The 20,182-nt window shown below is 40.8% G+C and carries 18 protein-coding genes; 8 read left to right on the plus strand and 10 right to left on the minus strand.

Annotated features, from left to right (window positions below):
• Window positions 1–85: 85 nt before the first annotated feature.
• Window positions 86–937 (minus strand): SDR family NAD(P)-dependent oxidoreductase, encoded by an 852-nt coding sequence (locus tag GSQ74_RS02840; protein ID WP_254060794.1) that lies wholly within the window; start codon window positions 935–937, stop codon window positions 86–88.
• A gap of 280 nt (window positions 938–1,217) precedes the next feature.
• Window positions 1,218–2,363, minus strand: coding sequence for a glycoside hydrolase family 76 protein (locus tag GSQ74_RS02845; protein WP_158989834.1), 1,146 nt, complete (start codon window positions 2,361–2,363; stop codon window positions 1,218–1,220).
• Between the two features lie 332 nt (window positions 2,364–2,695).
• Between GSQ74_RS02845 and rlmD the strand changes: the two genes are divergently transcribed.
• From rlmD to GSQ74_RS02860, 3 genes are all read left to right on the plus strand, one after another.
• On the plus strand, window positions 2,696–4,114 hold the full coding sequence (gene rlmD / locus GSQ74_RS02850; RefSeq protein WP_158989836.1) for a 23S rRNA (uracil(1939)-C(5))-methyltransferase RlmD: 1,419 nt from the start codon (window positions 2,696–2,698) through the stop codon (window positions 4,112–4,114).
• A gap of 134 nt (window positions 4,115–4,248) precedes the next feature.
• Complete coding sequence (locus GSQ74_RS02855) at window positions 4,249–4,638, plus strand: hypothetical protein (protein WP_158989838.1); 390 nt, start codon at window positions 4,249–4,251, stop codon at window positions 4,636–4,638.
• Between the two features lie 166 nt (window positions 4,639–4,804).
• The gene (locus GSQ74_RS02860) at window positions 4,805–5,314 is read left to right on the plus strand and encodes a phosphoribosyltransferase family protein (RefSeq protein WP_158989840.1); all 510 of its coding nucleotides are present in this window, start codon (window positions 4,805–4,807) and stop codon (window positions 5,312–5,314) included.
• Window positions 5,315–5,653: 339 nt separating this feature from the next.
• Here GSQ74_RS02860 and GSQ74_RS02865 read toward each other — a convergent pair whose 3' ends face one another.
• From GSQ74_RS02865 to GSQ74_RS02875, 3 genes are all read right to left on the minus strand, one after another.
• On the minus strand, window positions 5,654–6,325 hold the full coding sequence (locus GSQ74_RS02865) for a hypothetical protein (RefSeq protein WP_158989842.1): 672 nt from the start codon (window positions 6,323–6,325) through the stop codon (window positions 5,654–5,656).
• 93 nt (window positions 6,326–6,418) lie between these two features.
• Window positions 6,419–6,886: a thioredoxin fold domain-containing protein gene (locus GSQ74_RS02870; RefSeq protein WP_254060795.1), complete on the minus strand. Its 468-nt coding sequence runs from the start codon at window positions 6,884–6,886 to the stop codon at window positions 6,419–6,421.
• Window positions 6,887–6,980: 94 nt separating this feature from the next.
• The gene (locus GSQ74_RS02875; protein WP_158989844.1) at window positions 6,981–8,663 is read right to left on the minus strand and encodes a DUF6600 domain-containing protein; all 1,683 of its coding nucleotides are present in this window, start codon (window positions 8,661–8,663) and stop codon (window positions 6,981–6,983) included.
• Between the two features lie 172 nt (window positions 8,664–8,835).
• Between GSQ74_RS02875 and GSQ74_RS02880 the strand changes: the two genes are divergently transcribed.
• Together GSQ74_RS02880 and GSQ74_RS02885 are read left to right on the plus strand one after the other, a co-directional pair.
• Window positions 8,836–9,798 carry an isopenicillin N synthase family oxygenase gene (locus tag GSQ74_RS02880; RefSeq protein WP_158989846.1) on the plus strand — a complete coding sequence of 321 codons (963 nt, stop codon included), beginning with the start codon at window positions 8,836–8,838 and terminating at the stop codon, window positions 9,796–9,798.
• Window positions 9,799–10,120: 322 nt separating this feature from the next.
• Window positions 10,121–10,951 carry a sulfotransferase gene (locus GSQ74_RS02885; protein WP_158989848.1) on the plus strand — a complete coding sequence of 277 codons (831 nt, stop codon included), beginning with the start codon at window positions 10,121–10,123 and terminating at the stop codon, window positions 10,949–10,951.
• On the opposite strand, the gene GSQ74_RS02890 is transcribed toward GSQ74_RS02885, so the two are convergent.
• Window positions 10,952–11,647 carry a YjjG family noncanonical pyrimidine nucleotidase gene (locus GSQ74_RS02890; RefSeq protein WP_158989850.1) on the minus strand — a complete coding sequence of 232 codons (696 nt, stop codon included), beginning with the start codon at window positions 11,645–11,647 and terminating at the stop codon, window positions 10,952–10,954. It abuts the gene before it with no gap.
• A 778-nt stretch (window positions 11,648–12,425) separates the two neighbouring features.
• Between GSQ74_RS02890 and uvrB the strand changes: the two genes are divergently transcribed.
• Window positions 12,426–14,453 carry an excinuclease ABC subunit UvrB gene (gene uvrB / locus GSQ74_RS02895; protein ID WP_158989852.1) on the plus strand — a complete coding sequence of 676 codons (2,028 nt, stop codon included), beginning with the start codon at window positions 12,426–12,428 and terminating at the stop codon, window positions 14,451–14,453.
• A 105-nt stretch (window positions 14,454–14,558) separates the two neighbouring features.
• A complete protein-coding gene (locus GSQ74_RS22960) occupies window positions 14,559–14,891 on the plus strand; it encodes an SdpI family protein (RefSeq protein WP_371724286.1) in 333 nt (110 codons plus the stop codon).
• 160 nt (window positions 14,892–15,051) lie between these two features.
• Here the strand turns inward: GSQ74_RS22960 and GSQ74_RS02905 are convergent, their stop codons facing one another.
• From GSQ74_RS02905 to GSQ74_RS02920, 4 genes are all read right to left on the minus strand, one after another.
• On the minus strand, window positions 15,052–15,336 hold the full coding sequence (locus GSQ74_RS02905) for a hypothetical protein (RefSeq protein ID WP_158989856.1): 285 nt from the start codon (window positions 15,334–15,336) through the stop codon (window positions 15,052–15,054).
• A 1-nt stretch (window position 15,337) separates the two neighbouring features.
• Window positions 15,338–15,592, minus strand: a complete 255-nt coding sequence (locus GSQ74_RS02910; RefSeq protein ID WP_158989858.1) for a DUF4834 family protein — start codon at window positions 15,590–15,592, stop codon at window positions 15,338–15,340.
• Between the two features lie 261 nt (window positions 15,593–15,853).
• On the minus strand, window positions 15,854–16,825 hold the full coding sequence (locus GSQ74_RS02915) for a zinc-binding dehydrogenase (RefSeq protein WP_158989860.1): 972 nt from the start codon (window positions 16,823–16,825) through the stop codon (window positions 15,854–15,856).
• Window positions 16,826–16,896: 71 nt separating this feature from the next.
• Complete coding sequence (locus GSQ74_RS02920) at window positions 16,897–17,481, minus strand: Crp/Fnr family transcriptional regulator (RefSeq protein ID WP_158989862.1); 585 nt, start codon at window positions 17,479–17,481, stop codon at window positions 16,897–16,899.
• 162 nt (window positions 17,482–17,643) lie between these two features.
• Between GSQ74_RS02920 and GSQ74_RS02925 the strand changes: the two genes are divergently transcribed.
• Window positions 17,644–20,133, plus strand: coding sequence for a YfhO family protein (locus tag GSQ74_RS02925; protein ID WP_158989864.1), 2,490 nt, complete (start codon window positions 17,644–17,646; stop codon window positions 20,131–20,133).
• The last annotated feature ends 49 nt before the right edge of the window (window positions 20,134–20,182 follow it).

Genomic DNA, 20,182 nt, shown 5'->3' on the forward strand with positions numbered 1-20,182 from the left:
AACGAGGTACGAGAGAGAAATCTTCTTCAAATACAAGTCGCAGAAGATTTCCCCCTACGGTCGAAATGACACTTGTTTTCCTCAATTAACCCGAAAAATCAGTAATGAAGGACAATTCCTTCCATTGCTCTAATTCAGATTTTATCAACTCTAACTTCGCGTTAGCCCTGTTGTAAGCATCTGTCCCCATAAACAAACGTACCGGCGGGTTGGGGTTTTCAGCCAAAGCTATAAAAACTTCAGCCGCTTTATCCGGGTCGCCTGCCTGCACGCCATTCATGGTTTGGTAACGCGCATGCGAATCCCTAACCGATTGGTAAGCATCTATCTTATTTTTAGATACCACCAGCGACTCTCCGCTCAAAAACTCCGTACGGAAAGCACCCGGCGCAACAACCGTTACCTTAATGCCTAAATCACGCACATCCTCAGCCAATACATCGCTAAAACCAACCACCGCGAATTTGGTAGCCGCATAAATACCCCAACCTGTAGCTGCCGCGAAACCCGCTATCGAGGCAATATTAATAATACTACCCGAACCCTGCGCACGCATAAACGGCAGCACATGCTGCACCACATTAATGGTCGCGAAAACGTTAATATCAAAACTGTCCTTAATTTCTTTGTCCGATAATTCCTCTGCCGCGCCGCCAATACCGTAGCCCGCGTTATTCACCACCACATCAATACTACCAAAATGCTTATACGTTTTTTGTACCGACTCCCAGATAGAATCATTATCAGCCAGGTTAACCTCCAAAGCCAAAAAATCCTCATTCACACCAACAGCATCCAGCAGTTGCGCAGCCGACCGCGAAGTAGCCGCAACCCTATACCCCTCAGCCAATAACTTTTTCACCAGCGACAAGCCTAAACCCTTTGATGCGCCGGTAACATACCATACTTTTTTTGCGTTCATCATCTTACTTTTCATGATACAAATGTCAGCTTATGTTGTGAGTAATAGCTTGTGCATATCAAACCAATGCTTGTATAATTCAAACAATTGGTGGCTTTAAAATGAAGGTTAGGGTGTTACCTCCGGCCCGGGCTGTACGCTTATACTGCACGAGTACTTAAGCGTAAAGGCCCTCGATTGGCCGGTATCCGTTTCTTTCCCTAACGCGGAAAGTCATAAGTATTAACCACCACGCACGTCATTGCTGTAATATTACCTTACTTGCACACGTTACAAATGAGCGCAATTGTGGAAATCAATTAGATGGCGGGCAAATCTGCATCATTGTTACCACACTGCTCGCTTCGTACGATTGTATTTCACCCGTTGGGCATGCAACCGCATAAGACCGGTATGTTAAATTGCGGGCTTTATCGCGATTGGTCCAGCCTGTATTAATATTTTGCTGTATCCATGGTAAATATTGTTTTTGCCCCCCGTCATTTATCAGCATCATTATATACTGTCCAAAAATAGACTTTAACACACCTTGTTCATTAAAATCCCCTTCGGCAGGTAATATCCCATTAACACACATACTATTTTGGGTATAATTGGCAGCCAGCTTAGCATCAGCAAGGTAAGAAGTATCATTAGTTACTTTATAAAGCATAACCCCGGCGCCGATAGCAGTGCCCTGATTATACGTGTAATCCTGATACCCCGGGGCGCCATCACCTATCTTATGGTCGGCTACCTCACCGTTAGTTGCATTAAACAAGTTTGCCCTTGCCCACGCGTATACTGATTTTGCTTTTACAAGATAGCTGGTATCCTTAGTGATTTGATACAAGCGCACAGCTGCTATAACTGTGGGATAATTAATGCATGCATTTTTGCCACTATGCACAAAATCCCAAAACATCCCCCCTTCAACCGGGTCGTATGAACCAGCCCATACACGGTTAAACCCCGCAATTGAATTTTGCAGATAAGCCGCATTTCCTGTAAGCTGATTGGCCCTGGCTAAAGCAGTAACCCACCACATCATATCATCATAAATAAACCACGTGGTAGTATTATTCCAGTTATAGTTATCATATTGATTTGCTCCGCCCGCGTATATATCAGTTACCATTTTAAGTTGGGCAGTATCATTTGTACGCTGGTAAACATCCATCGCCAAATCCCAGTAAATGGCCTGTGTCCATATAGCACCCAGTGCACTTTTGTCGGTAGTACTGTAATAAAGCTTTGCAGTAGGATTATAAAAATATTTGTTGAAAGCAGTATAAGCGGTACTGGCATCGCTTAGTGTAAAATTCACGGGTTTAGTAGTTGGTACCGGTTTTAATGTTTGCGGTGGCGGCATGTGGTAAGGTTTAGCGCAGCCCATACAAGCAAACCATAAGGTAAGCGGTAAAGTGCAGATCAGTTTTTTCATAATAAAGGTTTGTTTCATAAATTATAGGTTAGTGAATTGGTTTATTATTATTTGCTTTATATAAAGCTGGTTTAGCGCGTATCTGGGATTTCGCTTAGCAAGAATAGGTGTTGGGTATTAACAAAACGGTTAATAAAGTGGTTAATACAGAGATTAATTCATTAACCGAACTTTTCCTTAAACGCAATCAATTGCGCCAAAAGAAAACAAATTATGATAGAATTATCGATAATTAAGCATTGCCTATTTAGGCGTTTTATGTCTGTAGCTTACAAAGCAGTTTACTCAGTATATCAAATCCGAAATCGAAATTCCAAAGTCCTAAATCAAAATATTACCTTTGCAGCTTTATGAGCAGAGGTAACAGAAACAAACCCGATAAAATTTTTGAAGACGTTGAGATAATCGACATTGCCGAAGAGGGCAAAGGCGTTGGCAAAACCGACGAATTTGTACTTTTTGTAGAGAAAGCCATCCCCGGCGATATTGCCGATGTGTTGGTTTACCGCAGCAAAAAGAATTTCGGCGAGGGCCGTATCCTCAACCTCAAAAGAGCATCCGAATATCGGGTGCAAACTTTCTGCGAACACTTTGGCACCTGCGGCGGCTGTAAATGGCAGCACATGAGCTACGACGCACAGTTAAAGTTCAAACAAAAATCTGTTGAAGATGCCTTAACCCGCTTAGCTAAAATTGATATAACCGGGATGATGCCTATTGTGGCTTCGCCCGAGGATAAATATTACCGCAATAAGCTCGAGTTCACATTCAGCAACAAACGCTGGCTGATGGATGGTGAGGCCAAACCAGATGATAATATCAATATGGATGCCCTGGGTTTCCATATTCCCGGCAGGTTTGATAAAATTTTGGATGTACACCACTGCTACTTACAGGCCGATCCGTCAAACGCTATCCGCAACAGCATTGATGAGTTTGCTAAACGCGAGGGTTATTCTTATTACGATTTAAAAGGCCATGCAGGTGCTTTGCGTAACCTAATTATCCGCACCTCATCAACCGGCGAATTGATGGTGATCGTGGTTTTTGCCTACCCTACCGAGGAAGAGATTACTAAACTGATGAATTTTGTTGGCGATACTTTTTCGCAAATAACTTCGCTATTGTACATCGTCAACCTAAAAAAGAACGACACCATTTTTGATCAGGAGGTTATCGCTTTCCGCGGGCCGGAATATATCCACGAAGAAATGAACGGAATCCGTTTCCGTATAGGCGCGAAATCGTTTTATCAAACCAACTCGGCACAAGCAAAGCGCTTGTACGAGATAACCCGCGATTTTGCAGGCTTCACCGGTAACGAACTGGTTTATGATTTGTACACAGGTGCCGGAACAATAGCCAACTTTATTGCCAGCCAGGTGAAAGAAGTTGTTGGGGTTGAGTATGTACCAACCGCTATTGAAGATGCCAAAATAAACTCCGCCATCAACAACATCACCAATACCAAATTTTATGCAGGTGATATGAAGGATGTTTTGGTAGCCGACTTTATAGCCGAACATGGCAAACCAGATGTGATCATCACCGACCCACCGCGCGCAGGCATGCACCCCGATGTGGTTGCCCGCCTGATGGAAATTGAAGCGCCAAAAATTGTATACGTAAGCTGCAACGCCGCCACACAAGCCCGCGATTTGCTGGTACTAAAAGAGAAATACGACACGGTTAAAATTCAACCGGTTGATATGTTCCCCCATACCCAGCACGTAGAAAATGTGGTATTGTTAATGCTTAGAAATAATTGATTTTATAAGCATCAGGAAAATCGGCTTAATCCTATAAATCCTGGTTCAGACAACTTAGAGTTAATTAATAGATTAGTAAATTTGCAAAACATCAGGAAAATCGGTTTAATCCGTTAAATCCTGGTTCAGACAATATGGAACCCGAAGAACTGCTAAACGATAATAACGGAAAAGACAAGGAAAGCCCGCTTTTAAGTCTGGAGATAGATTTGAAGCTATTTAACGAATCAATCCGAGAAGTGGCTATTGAAATTATGGTAGAAGGATTATCCAGATACCCCATCTTCGTAGCCCACCAGCATGAAGTAGCCTTAGGCGAAATGATATTGGATAAAGACGATATCAACAGCGACTGGAGCATCAATGCCTCAACACTGGAAGAGTTCATGGAGCGTGGCATCATCAAAAAAGAGCTTAAACAACGCTTTATTGATACTTATAAAAAGCCCGAAGACTTTATGTGCATTTTTGTGATAGTACCCGAAGGCGCCAACTTTGTATTTTTCCCGTACGTTAAAGATTAAGAAAATTTTCAAATTCCCCTCTCGAGAGGGCGCGAAAGACTTGCGGCAGCAGGGGTGTGTTTCTACGCCATTCAATTCTCACTTTATGCTTTAAAACTTAATTTCTACCTTAGCCGTTAAATATATTTGAATATTAAAATCACTTCTAACATTCAACTAAAGTATCATGTCAGATAAAAAACTTCTTATTCTTAACCAGCATCAAATGCAGCAAAAGATCGACAGGATTGCCTACCAGATTTTGGAGGATAATTTTGACGAGGAAGAAATACTGATAGCAGGAATTTTACCACGTGGCAACCACATTGCCGAACGCCTAAAGAAGATATTAGACCAGATAGCGCCCTTTAAAAGTAAGCTACTAACCATCGAACTGGATAAACAAAGCAGCAGCCTTAAATCAAACATTAATTTTAATGTAGATGACTGTAAAGATAAAGCGGTTATTTTGGTGGATGATGTGCTAAACTCAGGCAAAACACTGGCTTATGGCTTTGGGGTATTTATTGATGTGCGTTTAAAAAAGCTGCGTACCGCTGTTTTGATTGATCGTAACCACAAGAATTTTCCGATAACTACTGATTACGCAGGCATGGCCCTATCTACCGTTTTAAAAGAGCGTGTTGACGTTTTTTTAACCGAAAACGGCGACGAAGACGCGGTATATTTAACGTAGTATTTTCAATTCCTATATTCCCAATTTGTGTAAAAAATTTCCCAAACAACTGGTAGGAATTCTACACGCAAAAACAATCTGTTGCTTAACAAACAAGGTACCCGGTTCAAACTAACATTTCGGGCAATTGGCATTGCCTTTGAATTAATATCAGCGTCCCTTACAAAAGGGTTGTTTTCATAGGTAGATGTAGGCCGAAAGACTGCGAGAGTGTTTCGGCCTTTTTTATGCTAAAAATTTCTCAAAAATATATTGATGTGCCCTGTTTATATTAATTCATAGCCAATCCTGTAACTCACATTACTAATACATCCAGGTTTCTACAACTGATTTGCCCTTCTAAACGTTTGTAATATTATATAATAACTCAGGTGGCATTTGTTCCGTCCCATTAGCCGTGGTTAATATTAATATATATAATATTTTGCCCTTCCTTATGAATTCTATATTTGCGGGGATTGCCGAATCATTGGCCTTAGCAATAATGTCATACGTGTCATCTTGATTATTATAGCTTAAAGAAAACGTTTTAAATTTGTAGTAATAACAAAGTAAACTGTCGTTTTGGGCAATGGGTTTAATTAAATCTCCATCAAACTTAAAATTTACTTTTGATATTGTGTCTGTATTACCTACTCTTATATTCATTTCATAATTAAGCCCAAAACGATCATTATAAATGGCATTTATATTAATCCTACTACTCTCATTGGTATAGTTAACAATGTTTCCAATTTTTAAAGCATGTGATAGCAGTACACTATAAACAATAATGTGATATTTACCATTGTAAATGTAAAGTGATTCGGGTTGCCTATGTTCGCTTATTATAGTTGAATAAAATCGTAATTGACCTTGTATTTGTTTGGCAAATAAATTATCATAACTTCTTATTTGGGTTTTTGTAGTGGTTTGAGGGTCATGTATTGCAGTGTAAATCATTCTTGATGCAGCATAAAAAACTACAAGTAAACAAACCCAAATAATCGAGCGCCCATTAAATTTTTTCATTTTTCGATTAATCACTTATTGCATATTTGATTATTACTATGCTCAAACTTAAGTCTAATTTACTATCTGCATTCTAACAGCATATTACCACACCTAATTAGCAGTTTTACTCAAAGCCTGCTTCCCAAACTTCATCAGATCTTTAGCCCCCATATAACCCATCGTACCAAAAACCGGTTTACCGTTAGCGTCGAAAACGATTAAAGTAGGGTAAGCAGTTATCCCCCATTGACTAGCCAGATCAGGCCCTTCCCCACGCTCCATATCCATCGATAGGTTTATAAAGTTTTGGTTATAAAACTCCGCTACTTTTTTATCCTTAAAGGTGGTGTTCTTTAACAAATTACACGGCCCGCACCAGGTAGCATAAGCATCAACAAAAATGTATTTATTTTGTAATTGGGCCTGGTGCAAAGCTTCAATCCATGAGTTTTCAATAAAAACAATTCCATTAGCATTTTTAGCATTATCATTTTTAACACTTTGTCCGCAGCTGAATACCGGCATCAATGCCACTAAAAGTGCAAATGCACTCCATCTATAAAAACAAATCAATTTCATATAAAACAATAAACCCAAACCTATAAATAATATTACAGGTTTGGGATATTCAATTTTATTCAGCGCTTATGCTAACACTGTTATCAGGATTCGCTTAATGCTGATCCTGTTGTTGGGGCTTAGGCTGCGGGCGTTGCTTCTGTTGCTGCTGACGCTGAGCTTGCTGCTGCCTTTGCTGTGCCTGTTGTTGAGCCTTTTGCTGCTGCTGTTGTGCTTGCTGCTGCTGGTGCTGAGCTTGCTGCTGTTGGCGGGCTTGCTGTTGCTGTTGTTGAGCCTGTTGCTGCCTTTGCTGCGCTTGTTGTTGTTGCTGCTGCGCTCTTTGCTGTTGCTGCTGAGCCTGTTGTTGTTGGCGCTGAGCTTGCTGCTGCTGTTGACGGGCCTGCTGTTGTTGTTGGGCCTGTTGCTGCCTTTGCTGCGCTTGTTGCTGAGTCTTTTGCTGCTGCTGTTGAGCTTGTTGTTGTCTTTGTTGCCCCTGTTGTTGAACTTGACGAGCTTGTTGCTGTTTTTGCTGCGCCTGCTGCTGTACCTGACGAGCCTGCTGTTGTTGCTCCCGAGCCTGTTGCTGCTTTTGTTGCCCCTGTTGCTGAACCTGACGGGCTTGTTGTTGCTTTTGTTCCGCCTGTTGTTGACCCTGATGTGCTTGTTGCTGATGCTGCGCCTCCTGAGCTGGTTTTACAACAGCTGGTTGCTGCCCCCTGTTAGGCGCATTGGTTGCCGGGCGATTATTTGCCGCTGGTTGTTGCTGTTTTTGTGGCCCATGAGCCTGATTTCTTCCCGGTGCACTGGTATTTGAAGGCAGGGATGGCCTGGCACCACCTTGTGCCGGGCGGCCATTTTCAGGTCCAACTTTACTTTGTATTGGCGCAGGGTGTACATTTACAAATTTTGTATCAGGCCTGGTGCTGTGTGCAACCGTTGCTAATTTTTGCGCGTTAGCACGATTATTTGCCACGCCACCTGCTCTGCCTATGCCTGCATTGGGGTTTGCCTGCCTGTAAGCCTGGGCATTTACCACCCTTGCCGGGCGTGCATTAGCGGTTTGGTTAACTGCCGGCCTAAAAATATTTATAGCATTATGCCCCACACTTGCTGCGCCGGGCCTGCTGGCATTGTTAATCTTGTAAACAGTAACCGGTCGGCGTGTAATACGCTGAATATCTGCAGGGCGCGGGCCTGTTGCATACGTTTGGTTGTTATACACATAGGTATTATTAATTATAGTGGTGTTACGTATAATATTTACCACCTGGGTATGCGGTGCATAATAATTGTATATCCGCGGGCTGTTCATATAACGTTCAGGCGCGCACACCCAGTAATTATTGGGCGCATTATAACCACCACCTATTGATATGCTGATGGATATACCTGCATCTAACGGTGCCCAGCTATAGTAACCACCGCCATGGCGCCAGCTAACCCAGGCTGGTGCCCAATGGTGGCCCGGTATCCATTCCCATCCATAATAATCATCAAAATGCCACCTGCCATAATGAAAGGTTGCCCAGCCCCATGGATAATCTGATACCCAGGTATTGCCATATTCTGTTTGTGCCCAGTAGCCATTGGTGGCATACGGCCTAAAGTCCTCATCTACATTAGGTATCCAAACATCCCCATAATAATCATCCTGTACCCAGGTACCATAAGGTGCTAATTGATCATAAAATTCCTGGTCTGATATATATCCGTCCTGTGCCTTACCCTTATTAGGCATAAACAGCATAAACGCAAGCGAGAACATGCTTATCGTAAGGGCTCCTTTTAAAGTTTTCATGTGATTATATTCTTTTGTAACAATCTTGTTTCAATACTTAACATGTAGTAAACGTTTAAATTAATAAATGTTTTAAATGTTATTAAAAATTCTTCATACGTATTTTAATATGCCTTATAATTGTAGTATAATTTACCTCATTAAATAAACCATCTATTATCAGGCAATAGTTATGAATAAAGTAAACATACCCAGGCTCGATCTGAACGCCTATATACATGGCACCGACCAGGAGCGCAAACAGTTTTCTGACGAAATTGGAAAAGCCTTTAACGAGACAGGTTTTGTAACCATTACAAACCACGGTTTAAGCAAAGCTTTAATAGACAAGCTTTATATAGAGGTAAAATCGTTATTCGCTCTCACCGAAGACACCAAACTAAAATACGAAATACCTGATCTTGCAGGTCAGCGTGGCTACACCGGCAAAAGCAAGGAAACTGCCAAAGGTTTTAAAACCCCGGACCTGAAGGAATTTTGGCAGATAGGCCAAACCGTAAGTAACGACTCGCCATTAAAAGCGGATTACCCGGATAATATTTTCGTAACCGAATTACCCGACTTTAATATAACCACGCAGGAAGTTTACAAAAGGCTTGAACAGGCCGGTATACATTTATTACGCGCCATAGCTACTTACCTTAACCTGCCTGTAGATTATTTTGAGGATAAGGTTAAAGAAGGCAATTCCATACTCCGCACGCTGCACTATTTCCCGATAACTAATCCGGATGCTTTGCCTGATGACGCGGTACGTGCAGGTGCCCATGAGGATATTAACCTGATCACCCTATTAATTGGCGCAAGTGCTGATGGCCTGGAGCTGTTAACCCGTGATAATGAATGGTTCCCGGTTACTGCTTTTGGCGAGGATTTGGTAGTAAATGTTGGCGATATGCTGCAGCGTTTAACCAACAACAAATTAAAATCAACTACGCACCGTGTGGTTAACCCACCGAAAGATCAGATGAAAAACTCACGTTACTCTGTACCGTTTTTCCTGCATCCAAAATCGGGAATGAGTTTGGCTTGCCTACCATCATGCATTGATGAAGCACACCCTAAAAAATACACTGATACCACAGCCGGTGAATATTTAGACGAACGCTTACGCGAAATCGGCCTAAAAAAATAATCTTCAATATTACAATCCCATAAATGCCAACCGCTGATCATCCGTCAGGTTGGCATTTATTCCTTGATAGCCAGACTTTTCAATATTATAGACTATTAAATCCATGGATTTAATAGTCTATAATTGTAATGAAACAGTTACAAACCAATTTGTAATCAACACGTTACAAATCCGTTAGCATATATAATTTAGTTTTGGATCAATATGATCTTTTACAAACTTATTAGAATGAGATTAAACTTTTCTCATTTATTATAGTCAAAGAAATGTCATGCTGCCCCTAAGCCTGATAAAAATTTAATGTTTCATTTTAAAACCGATTATGCAAAATAAAACTTTAATTATCGCGGGAATGCACCGTTCAGGCACATCGCTAATTACACATTGGTTAAGCGAGTGCGGCTTACAGTTGGGCGAAAATTTTTTACCAGCCGGAGTTGGAAATGTAGACGGGCATTACGAAGATATTGAGTTTTTAAAACTACACGAAGAGATACTAAACGACAATCACCTGCCCCCAACCGGGCTTACTGATGAGCATAATATTGATGTATCGTTATATCACCGCGAAAAGTTAAAAAGCGTTATCAGGGTTAAAAACGCGCTTTACCCGCAGTGGGGTTGGAAAGACCCTCGTACCTGTCTATTCTTAGATACTTATAAAGAACTATTACCAGATGCCCGCTACCTGATTGTGGTAAGGGATTACCAATCAGTAGTAAGTTCATTATTACAGCGTGATTTTGTATTTATTGAAAAGAAATACTTAGCGCGCGGCTATTTCGACAGGTTAGTATGGAATGTTCTCCGCAGAAAACGCAGGCTGAAAAAATTATACAATCAAAAGGCCGAAGATTATTTAAAGATCTGGATTGCCTACAACGAAGAGATCCTGAAAAACATTAAAACGCTGCCTGAGTCTGCTTACGTAATGATCAATTATTCATTGCTAAATACTAAAGACGATCATATTTGCTCCTTCCTAAAAACCCACTGGCATCTGTCGCTGAAATACTCCCGGTTTAAAGATATATACAAAGACAAATTAATCAGCAAGCCTATAAATACCGATGCATTCATACTTAATAAATCATTATTAAGCAAAGCCAATCAGCTGCAAACCAACTTGAATACATACATGGCCTTTTCCTGATTACAGGAGGCCAATTAATTCTTTCAGGTTATTTATCTGCGCAGGCACATCATCAGGCTTAGGCAATTGCATTGGGTTAAAATAAATGGCATCCATACCAAAATTTAACGCTCCGCGGATGTCGGCCTCAATGCTATCGCCAATCATAATGCTTTCATCCTTTACAGCTCCGGCCAGGTTAAGGGCATGCTCAAATATGGCTTTGTTGGGTTTATTAATCCCAACCGCTTCTGATATAATAATCTGGTCGAAATAATGACTGATATTGCTTCCGGCAATCTTTATTTCTGTCGATTCCTTAAACCCGTTCGAGATCAGGTGTATGGTATACTTTCTTTTCAAATAAGTCAACACCTCATGCGCATCCGGGAATAAATTAGTTTTGGTAGGGCATAATTTCACGTACTCATCCTCAAAACCAACCGGTATCAACTCCGGCTTAACACCCAGATCCAAAAATGTAGTCCTGAACCTTGCCTCACGTAAATAATCCTTGGTAATCTTACCCATATGGTACTGCGCCCATAGGCTATGGTTGTTGCGGGTATACGTTTCAATAAAAGCATCAGCCGAGGTTAGCCCTATTTTATCCAGCCCATGTATCACATAAAGCTCCTGTAAAGTTTCCTCGGCATTTTTATCAAAATCCCAAATGGTATGGTCAAGGTCGAAGAAAATGTGGCGGTAGTGTTTCATTTTGAATTCTATATATTAGATCCCGATACCATAATGTTAATACGGAATTGGGTAACCATGCAAAGCTACAACTTGAAAATAAATTACATACGGTTATTAATATCATGTTCAACAATAGCTTCCGTAGCAATTTTCGCCTTCTTTGTATACTTTGCCTATGAAGAAACCGGCACAGGGAACGAACTGCCTTTTTTACTTGCCGGATGGGTGCTACACTTAATCTTTTATCCTGCATATTTATTCACCGATATATATATCATTCTTTATCAAATCCGGGTGTATTCTTCGCTGGTGGTACTATAGGTACAATTTTAGATGGCTTATTGATTGAATTAATGATCGTTAAATATCAATCCTTCAAAAAAAACAAATAGTATGATAATCTTCTTACCCTCTTTCCGTCGCAGACGAAGGAGGGTCGAACAGTATAGCGCAGTCGGGGTGAGTCAACGGCGTTAACACATTGGCGCATCGACTCACCCGGTTTTCGCTCAGCCGCTCAACCTGTCCTCTCTTCTGCTTCGCAGGAAAGAGGGCAAAAACCCTTTTCTTACCCTCTTTCCGCCTCAGGCGAAGAGAGGGTCGACCAGCGAAGCGTAGTCGGGGTGAGTAACCTCTCCAATTTTTAATTCCCCCTACTGACATACAGATGTCACTCCCCCTCATTTACTTTGCAAAAATCAAACGGAACATTACAAATCCGAAAGCGTTATCATAATGTAAACTAACCACTGGTAACTGATTAACTAAGCACTATTTTGTACCTTTATAAAAGTCTATGGATTTCAATTTAACGTCAGTATACAAACCCACCGGCGACCAGCCCGAAGCGATCCGGCAGTTGGTTGAAGGTGTGAATAATAATGAAACATTTCAAACGCTATTAGGTGTAACAGGCTCTGGTAAAACGTTTTCCATTGCCAACGTTATACAGCAAACGCAGCGCCCTACGTTGATATTAAGTCACAACAAAACACTTGCCGCACAACTATACGGCGAATTCAAGCAGTTTTTCCCGGAGAACGCGGTAAACTACTTTGTTTCCTATTACGATTATTACCAGCCCGAGGCATTTATTCCCTCATCAAATACCTATATTGAAAAAGATTTACAGATAAACGAGGAGATTGAAAAGCTCCGTTTACGCACTACATCGGCCCTGATGTCGGGCAGGCGCGATGTAATCGTGGTATCGTCCATCTCCTGCATTTATGGTATGGGTAACCCCGAGGATTTTGCTAATTCGGTATTCAAATTCGCGGTGGGTACACGCATCAGCCGCAATGCTTTCCTGCACCGCATGGTGGAGATCTTATACTCCCGCACCACAGCCGATTTTAAACGCGGAACTTTCCGGGTTAAAGGTGATGTAGTTGATATTTTCCCTGCTTATATGGACCACGCTTACCGTGTTTCTTTCTTTGGGGATGATATTGAGGAATTAAGCACATTTGATGTAGGCACCGGCAAAACCATCGAAAAAATGACACACATGGTGGTTTATCCCGCCAACCTATACGTTGCCCCGCGCGAACGTTTCATCCAATCCATATGGGCGATACAGGAGGAACTGGAAACCCGCAAAAAACAATTTATTGACGACGGTCGTTTCTTAGAAGCAAAACGCTTGGAAGAAAGGGTTAATTACGATCTCGAAATGATACGAGAACTCGGTTATTGTTCTGGCATCGAAAACTATTCGCGCTTTTTTGACGGCCGCCAACCGGGTGCAAGGCCGTTCTGTTTGCTGGATTATTTCCCAAAGGATTACCTGATGGTGATTGACGAAAGCCACGTAACCATACCACAAGTTAGGGCCATGTATGGCGGTGATAGGTCGCGCAAAATATCATTGGTTGATTATGGCTTCCGTTTGCCTGCTGCCATGGATAACCGCCCACTAAACTTTCAGGAGTTTGAAAGTTTAGCGCCGCAAACTATTTATGTAAGCGCAACGCCGGGAGATTTCGAGTTGGAAAAATCAGGAGGTGTGGTGGTTGAACAGGTGATACGCCCAACGGGATTATTGGACCCGATGATCGAAGTCCGCCCGGCAATTAACCAGGTGGATGATTTGCTCGAAGAAGTAGATAAAACCGTTAAAATGGGCGATCGTGTGTTGGTCACCACGCTCACCAAGCGCATGTCCGAAGAATTGGCCAAATACATGGACCGCCTCGGCATCAAATGTCGCTACATACACTCCGAAGTAAAAACGATGGAAAGAGTGGAGATATTAAGAGGCTTACGCCTTGGCGAGTTTGATGTTTTAATAGGCATCAACTTATTGCGCGAAGGCTTAGACTTACCCGAAGTATCATTAGTAGCTATTTTAGATGCGGATAAGGAAGGCTTCCTGCGTTCGGAACGTGCATTGATACAAACCATAGGCCGTGCCGCCCGAAATGATCGTGGCCGGGTAATTATGTATGCTGATAAGATCACTGATTCTATGCGGGTAACAATGGAAGAAACCGACCGTCGCCGCGATAAACAAATTGCTTACAATACTGAAAATGGCATTACACCAACAACCGTAGGCAAATCCCGCGAAGAAATTATTGAGCAAACATCTGTAATGGACTTTAAAGGTGGTGTGCAAAAAGCTTATATTGAGGATGAAATGATAACCCTGGCGGCAGACCCTATTGTTCAATACATGACCAAAGCCGATATGAAAAAATCCGTAGAAAACACTAAAAAAGAAATGCTCGCGGCAGCCAAAAACATGGATTTCCTGTTAGCCGCCAAATTGCGCGACGAAATGTTTGCACTTGAAAAAATGATGGAGGAAAAATTTAATTAATGTGCAGATGTGCGAATATGCAGATGTGCGGATGAAAGTTTTTTTTTAATAATATTACATTAACAGTTATTGCTTAATATGGATTATAACACAATTCAACTTATAATGGGTAGTTTATTGTTGATTTTAAGTATAGTCATCATTAAATTCCCTCCATCTAAAATCAATTCATCTTATGGGTCTAGAACAAATCTATCAATGAGAAATATTGATACTTGGAAAGAAGGCAATCAAAAGTTTGCCCAATATTTATTTATTGGGAGCCTTATACTAATAGCGCAAAAAATCATTATAATAATTATTAATCCATCTAATAAAGCAGCATTCACTATTCTTTTTATTATTTCATTATTACTAGTGCCAATATTATCATTGATTTTTACGAACGTCTATTTAAAAACCATTTTCGATTCGGAAGGCAATAGAAAAAATAATTAATTCCGGTAAACACAAAGCCAAATCGTCATTGTCTGAACCTGAATTTATTGAATTAAAGAATTTCCAGAATTCTAAAAATTCAACAAATTCCCAAAATTCGAGTTCAGACAATTTCGTCGCTCGCAATGACATGGTTTTTCAATTATGTTACCCGGGCTAATTAATATGCTTTAGCACGAAAAATGAAGAATAGCGCTATCATGATTACAATGCTGAGCACATAAGCGATTATGCGAAAGCGGTTGTATTCCTCCCGATCCTTACGGATATTGAAAAAATTGTAAATAGCAAGCAGCCCCATCGCCACCCAAAAAAAACTATTTACAGTTTTTCCGCTTGCAAAAAGTGAAACCGATACCGTAAATACCGTAAAATTTGCAATAAGAAGCAGTATAGATTGCGGCGTACCGTAATGCCTGCGTTTATAAAGCTCGGGCGGCAGCATGTTATTTTATCTCCTCGTAATCAATAAAATCACCTTCAGAATCAGGGATCTTGCTTTTTGGAGTTTGTGGTATATAATCAACCTTTACGCCTTCGGGTTTTTTAGTGTTTGTATAATTTTGCTGATAGTTTTGTTGCTGTTGTTGCGCTTTATTCACAACTTTTTGAAAAAGCATAGGCAACAACATACGCACTACCACTCTGATCAGGTATAATACTGCGATTATAATTATCAGAAAGTCTAATAGTTCTCCCATTGTATTAAGTTAAGCGTACAAATATAAGATTATAACGGTAAAATTGTTTTGTTATGATGTACGTTGTTTTTATGACAAACGATTGATATCTTTTGTTACAGATTATTTAATGTGCGAATATGCAAATGTGCAGATGAAGTTGTCTGAACTCGAGTTTTTAGAATTTATTGAATTCTGAAAATTCTTTAATTCAATAAATTCAGGTTCAGACAATGACGATTCGTTTATAAAAACAACATCCAATCCTTTTTAAACAGCCTCTCAAATAGTTACCACCAACCGCTTTCCACCGGGAATATCCAGCTTCCACAGTTCAGCAATATCTTCCATCTTAACGGCAATGGTCTCTACTTTAAGTTTTCCCTCTACCGCCAATTGAAACATTTCGGGGAGTATTTCTGATAATAGCAAACCAACCTGCTTTCTTGACCATGCGCCTAGCCCCGCCCCTGTTAACTGAAGATCAGCACTTCTCATATTAGCGGCAGATAACTGGATAATATCCCCGGTTATACTGCCGACAGACACATACCTTATCCTGTTAGTAAATGAACCATCGCCTTTTATACAACCCAATATCATTTCCGCGGTATGCCCCCACAAATAATCAATAATCACATCTATCGGTGTTTTCGTATGGATTGCTTTAAGCTGCGCGATAAATGCGTCATCACTTTGCCCTACTGAAACAATCTCATCCGCGCCAAGCTCCAACAACTCATTAAGCGACTCCTGGTTTCTGCCTGTTACGATCACTTTTTTCGCGCCATAGTGTTTGGCAATTTGTACGGCAACCCTGCCGGTAAAACTGGTAGCGCCATTAACCAGCACCACATCTCCGGGCTGAATATCAGCTTTGAAATGCAAACCCATAGCTGCGCCAATAACCGCATTCGGTAATGCTGCCGCGGTAACATCATCCAACGCGGCAGGTATTTTTACTATCCTATCTTTATGGATGATCGCCTTTTCGGCCAGCATACCTTCTACAGCCATGCCATACACTCTTGTACCATCTTCAAGCAGGCAAACACCATCGCCGCCCACTACCCTGCCGCTGCTTACTGGCGCATCGCTTGAATAGTGCTTACCGCTGGCGCGGCTTTTATCCAGATGCTTAATGGCAACTGCTTTTACCGTAACTACTATTTCATCATTATTTTGAGCTATTGGCTCAGGGAAATCTACATATTGAGGCAATTCTCCTTTTTGATACATTACTGCTGCTTTCATTTGCTTTCTTTTTTGTTAAGACAAAATTAGATCAGCAAACAGCCCCCTAACGATAACATATGTTATCAAGTTTAAAAATGTAATTTACCTTTTGCCAGTTTACTTTTTATACGGCTTAAATGCACGGTGCTAACCCCCAGGTATGAGGCAATATAGCGCTGAGGCACCCGCTGCACTATGTGCGACCTATCGGTTAACAGTTTTTGATAGCGTTCTTCGGGCGTATCCCTGATAAAGGAAACAAACTCATTAATATAATGGGTTTGCCGCATTGACGACAATTGCATCATCATTTTCAAAAAATCGGGCTCATGGCTTAACTCATCCATCAATTGGATAACGTATTGTTTAGGTAATAGATAAACAACAGATGGTTCTATCGTTTCAATAGTGAACGCGCTCGGCGCATTATTGATGAAGCTCTCGAACGATGTAAGGCCTTCATTTTCAAAAAAGAACTGCACTGTTTTATCATTCCCATCATTATTAAAAAACAAGCGAACGCAACCCTTCTCAATAAAAATATATTGCCCGGAAACTTTTCCTTCTTCCAGTAAAACTGTTTTTGCCGGGAGTTCCAGTCGCTGCTGGTATTCCAGATATTTATCCCAGTAAGGATTTAACAGTGGAAATTTATCTCGGAAATGGAAAAGCATAAGCTGTGTAATTGATATGCTAAGATAGCTCCCGAACCAACCACAAATGATCTATTATTACAAAATATGTTAAAAACTTAACTTCCGCAGCTGGCTTTTATAATTCCTTTTCTCATTCAAATTTCTATTTTTGAAGATGCATGCTCATTTTAAAACCCCATTATGAATAACTGGCTCAAGCGCAATGGCGTTCACTTTGCCGTGGCAGCTCTCTTTTTAGCAATTTGCTTCTTTTACTTTACACCTGCTTTCCAGGGGAAAACTTTGGGCCAAAGCGATGTGATGGGCGCGCAATCTACCCAAAAGGAAATAAACGATTACAGGGCAAAGGATACTACCATTTTATGGACTAATCAAATATATGGAGGTATGCCAACTTTCCAAATATGGGCTCCTTATCCTAATAATATAACAACTCATATTGTTAGTGCTTTAAAGTCCACTTTTCCCAATCCTATAGATACCGTACTCATCTTATTACTAGGCACATATTTTCTGTTCTGTGTTTTAAAACTTAATTCCTGGCTGGCTGCCGCTGGCGCTTTTGCGTTTACATTTTCATCCTATAATATCATTTTACTTGTTGCAGGCCATGCTAACCAGGCATTTGCAATTGCTTTTTTTGCGCCTATACTGGCAAGTATCATTTTAACATTAAGGGGTAAATATTGGTTAGGTGGCTCACTTTCTGCCTTGTTTTTAGCAATGGAAATAAGGTCGAACCATGTTCAAATGACCTATTATTTGTTATTAGCTATTTTGCTGCTTGCAGGCATTGAGCTTTATCATGCAATAAAAAATAAAATCACTGGCCAATTTTTAAAGTCAATGGCATTTTTAGGCGGAGCCATTCTTATCGCGCTAGCAATAAACGCATCGTTATTATGGAGCACCTATGAAACCGGACTCGACTCTATCCGCGGAAAATCCAATTTAACACAAATAACAGCAGAGGCCAGCACCGGACTAACAAAGGATTATGCCTATCAATACAGCCAGGGCGTAGCTGAATGCTTTACATTCTTGGTACCCAATGCCGCCGGTGGTGGCTCTGTAACACAAATAACTGATCCTAATTCAGAAACTGCTAAGGTTTTCACTGCAAAAGGTGCATCTGATGACCAAGCGGTGCAAGCTGTACAACAAATAGGAGGCATTCCGGGTCTTTCCATGTATTGGGGCAATAAAAGGCCTTCTACTTACGGGCCATACTACTTCGGCGCTGTTATCTGTTTCCTTTTTGTGCTGGGTTTATTTGTTGTAAAAGATCGTATAAAATGGTGGCTGCTGGCTACGGTTATATTAACCATGCTATTATCGTTTGGGGGCAATTTTCCTCTCGTATCCGACTTGTTTTTTAATTACTTCCCACTCTATAATAAATTCCGTACGGTCGAATCAATACTTGCGGTTACAGGTTTTTGTTTTCCAATACTTGCATTACTTGCTATAAAGGAAATAACTACTTCAACAGATAAAGCATTCATCTGGCAAAAAATAAAGCTTGCATTTTATATTACGGCAGGGCTTACAGTGGTGTTAATAATATTGCCAGGGTTATTGCTAAGTTTTAGACCAAACGATCAGGCAACGGGCATAGCCTCGCTTACACAGGCATTAAAAGGCGACGCCGCCATGGCAGCCAGTGTGGGAAACGCACTAATTAAGGATCGCACTAATCTTGAGCAATCGGATGCCGTACGGTCATTAATATTTATAATTATTGCTTTTGGCTTATTGTGGGCATTTGTTAAGCAAAAAATAAGTATAACAGTTTTATCTATAGCCTTTATGGCAATTATTTTAGCGGATTTATGGCAAGTAGATAAACGCTATTTAAAAGATGAAAATTTTAGTGATCCGCAAGCATCTGTTACACCTCAGTTACGCCCCGTTGATGAATCTATAGATCGCGACCCAGACCCGGATTACAGGGTTGTTGATCTTACCCAATCTCCCAAATATGATCTCATAACTCCTTTTTTTCATAAGTCGGTTTGGGGTTATTCGGCAGCACGCTTAAAACGGATTGACGAAGTTATTGACAATCAGTTTTCAAGGCGGGTTAATATAGATGTACTAAATGCGCTTAATACTAAATACATTATAACAAGTGATCCAAAATCGCAAGCATTAGTAGCCCAGCGTAACCCCGGTGCATGCGGCAATGCCTGGTTTGTTAAAACCGTAAAATATGTAAAAAATGCTGACGAGGAAATGAATGCGATTTCGGCATTTTCTGCAAAAGATACCGCCATTGTTGACCAGCAATACAGCACATTAATCAATCCAAAAACAACAAGTATTGATACCACAGCGTCAATTAAACTTACCAGTTACTCACCCGATCACATGATTTATAAAAGTGTTGCTGCTGTAAGTTCTACCGCTGTTTTTTCAGAGATATACTATAACCGGGGGTGGAAAATGCTGATTGACGGAACAGAACAACCTTATTTCCGTGCCGATTATTTATTGCGGGCAGCGCAAATCCCGGCAGGCAATCATAAGGTTGAATTTATCTTTCATCCCTCATCATACTATGTAGGAGAAGACATTTCACTTGCCGGCTCTATCCTATTAATCGCGGCATTGGGCGGCGCAATCTATTTAGAAAACCGTAAGAAAAAAATCACAATGCAAAAAGCATAATTATTTATATAGATTTCCGCATCTTACTACTTGACGCTATGCCGATTTA

This window comes from Mucilaginibacter sp. L196 (assembly GCF_009765905.1).
Taxonomy (GTDB): Bacteria; Bacteroidota; Bacteroidia; order Sphingobacteriales; family Sphingobacteriaceae; genus Mucilaginibacter.

What these genes read in the sequence shown, in the direction of transcription:
- GSQ74_RS02880 (WP_158989846.1), top strand. Translation starts at nt 8,836, where the DNA reads ATGAATAAAGTAAACATACCCAGGCTCGATCTGAACGCCTATATACAT.
- GSQ74_RS02860 (WP_158989840.1), top strand. Translation starts at nt 4,805, where the DNA reads ATGTCAGATAAAAAACTTCTTATTCTTAACCAGCATCAAATGCAGCAA.
- GSQ74_RS02840 (WP_254060794.1), bottom strand. Translation starts at nt 937, where the DNA reads ATGAAAAGTAAGATGATGAACGCAAAAAAAGTATGGTATGTTACCGGC.
- GSQ74_RS02875 (WP_158989844.1), bottom strand. Translation starts at nt 8,663, where the DNA reads ATGAAAACTTTAAAAGGAGCCCTTACGATAAGCATGTTCTCGCTTGCG.
- GSQ74_RS02855 (WP_158989838.1), top strand. Translation starts at nt 4,249, where the DNA reads ATGGAACCCGAAGAACTGCTAAACGATAATAACGGAAAAGACAAGGAA.
- uvrB (WP_158989852.1), top strand. Translation starts at nt 12,426, where the DNA reads ATGGATTTCAATTTAACGTCAGTATACAAACCCACCGGCGACCAGCCC.
- GSQ74_RS02920 (WP_158989862.1), bottom strand. Translation starts at nt 17,481, where the DNA reads ATGCTTTTCCATTTCCGAGATAAATTTCCACTGTTAAATCCTTACTGG.
- GSQ74_RS02865 (WP_158989842.1), bottom strand. Translation starts at nt 6,325, where the DNA reads ATGAAAAAATTTAATGGGCGCTCGATTATTTGGGTTTGTTTACTTGTA.
- rlmD (WP_158989836.1), top strand. Translation starts at nt 2,696, where the DNA reads ATGAGCAGAGGTAACAGAAACAAACCCGATAAAATTTTTGAAGACGTT.
- GSQ74_RS22960 (WP_371724286.1), top strand. Translation starts at nt 14,559, where the DNA reads ATGGGTAGTTTATTGTTGATTTTAAGTATAGTCATCATTAAATTCCCT.
- GSQ74_RS02885 (WP_158989848.1), top strand. Translation starts at nt 10,121, where the DNA reads ATGCAAAATAAAACTTTAATTATCGCGGGAATGCACCGTTCAGGCACA.
- GSQ74_RS02870 (WP_254060795.1), bottom strand. Translation starts at nt 6,886, where the DNA reads ATGAAATTGATTTGTTTTTATAGATGGAGTGCATTTGCACTTTTAGTG.
- GSQ74_RS02925 (WP_158989864.1), top strand. Translation starts at nt 17,644, where the DNA reads ATGAATAACTGGCTCAAGCGCAATGGCGTTCACTTTGCCGTGGCAGCT.
- GSQ74_RS02890 (WP_158989850.1), bottom strand. Translation starts at nt 11,647, where the DNA reads ATGAAACACTACCGCCACATTTTCTTCGACCTTGACCATACCATTTGG.
- GSQ74_RS02845 (WP_158989834.1), bottom strand. Translation starts at nt 2,363, where the DNA reads ATGAAACAAACCTTTATTATGAAAAAACTGATCTGCACTTTACCGCTT.
- GSQ74_RS02915 (WP_158989860.1), bottom strand. Translation starts at nt 16,825, where the DNA reads ATGAAAGCAGCAGTAATGTATCAAAAAGGAGAATTGCCTCAATATGTA.
- GSQ74_RS02905 (WP_158989856.1), bottom strand. Translation starts at nt 15,336, where the DNA reads ATGCTGCCGCCCGAGCTTTATAAACGCAGGCATTACGGTACGCCGCAA.
- GSQ74_RS02910 (WP_158989858.1), bottom strand. Translation starts at nt 15,592, where the DNA reads ATGGGAGAACTATTAGACTTTCTGATAATTATAATCGCAGTATTATAC.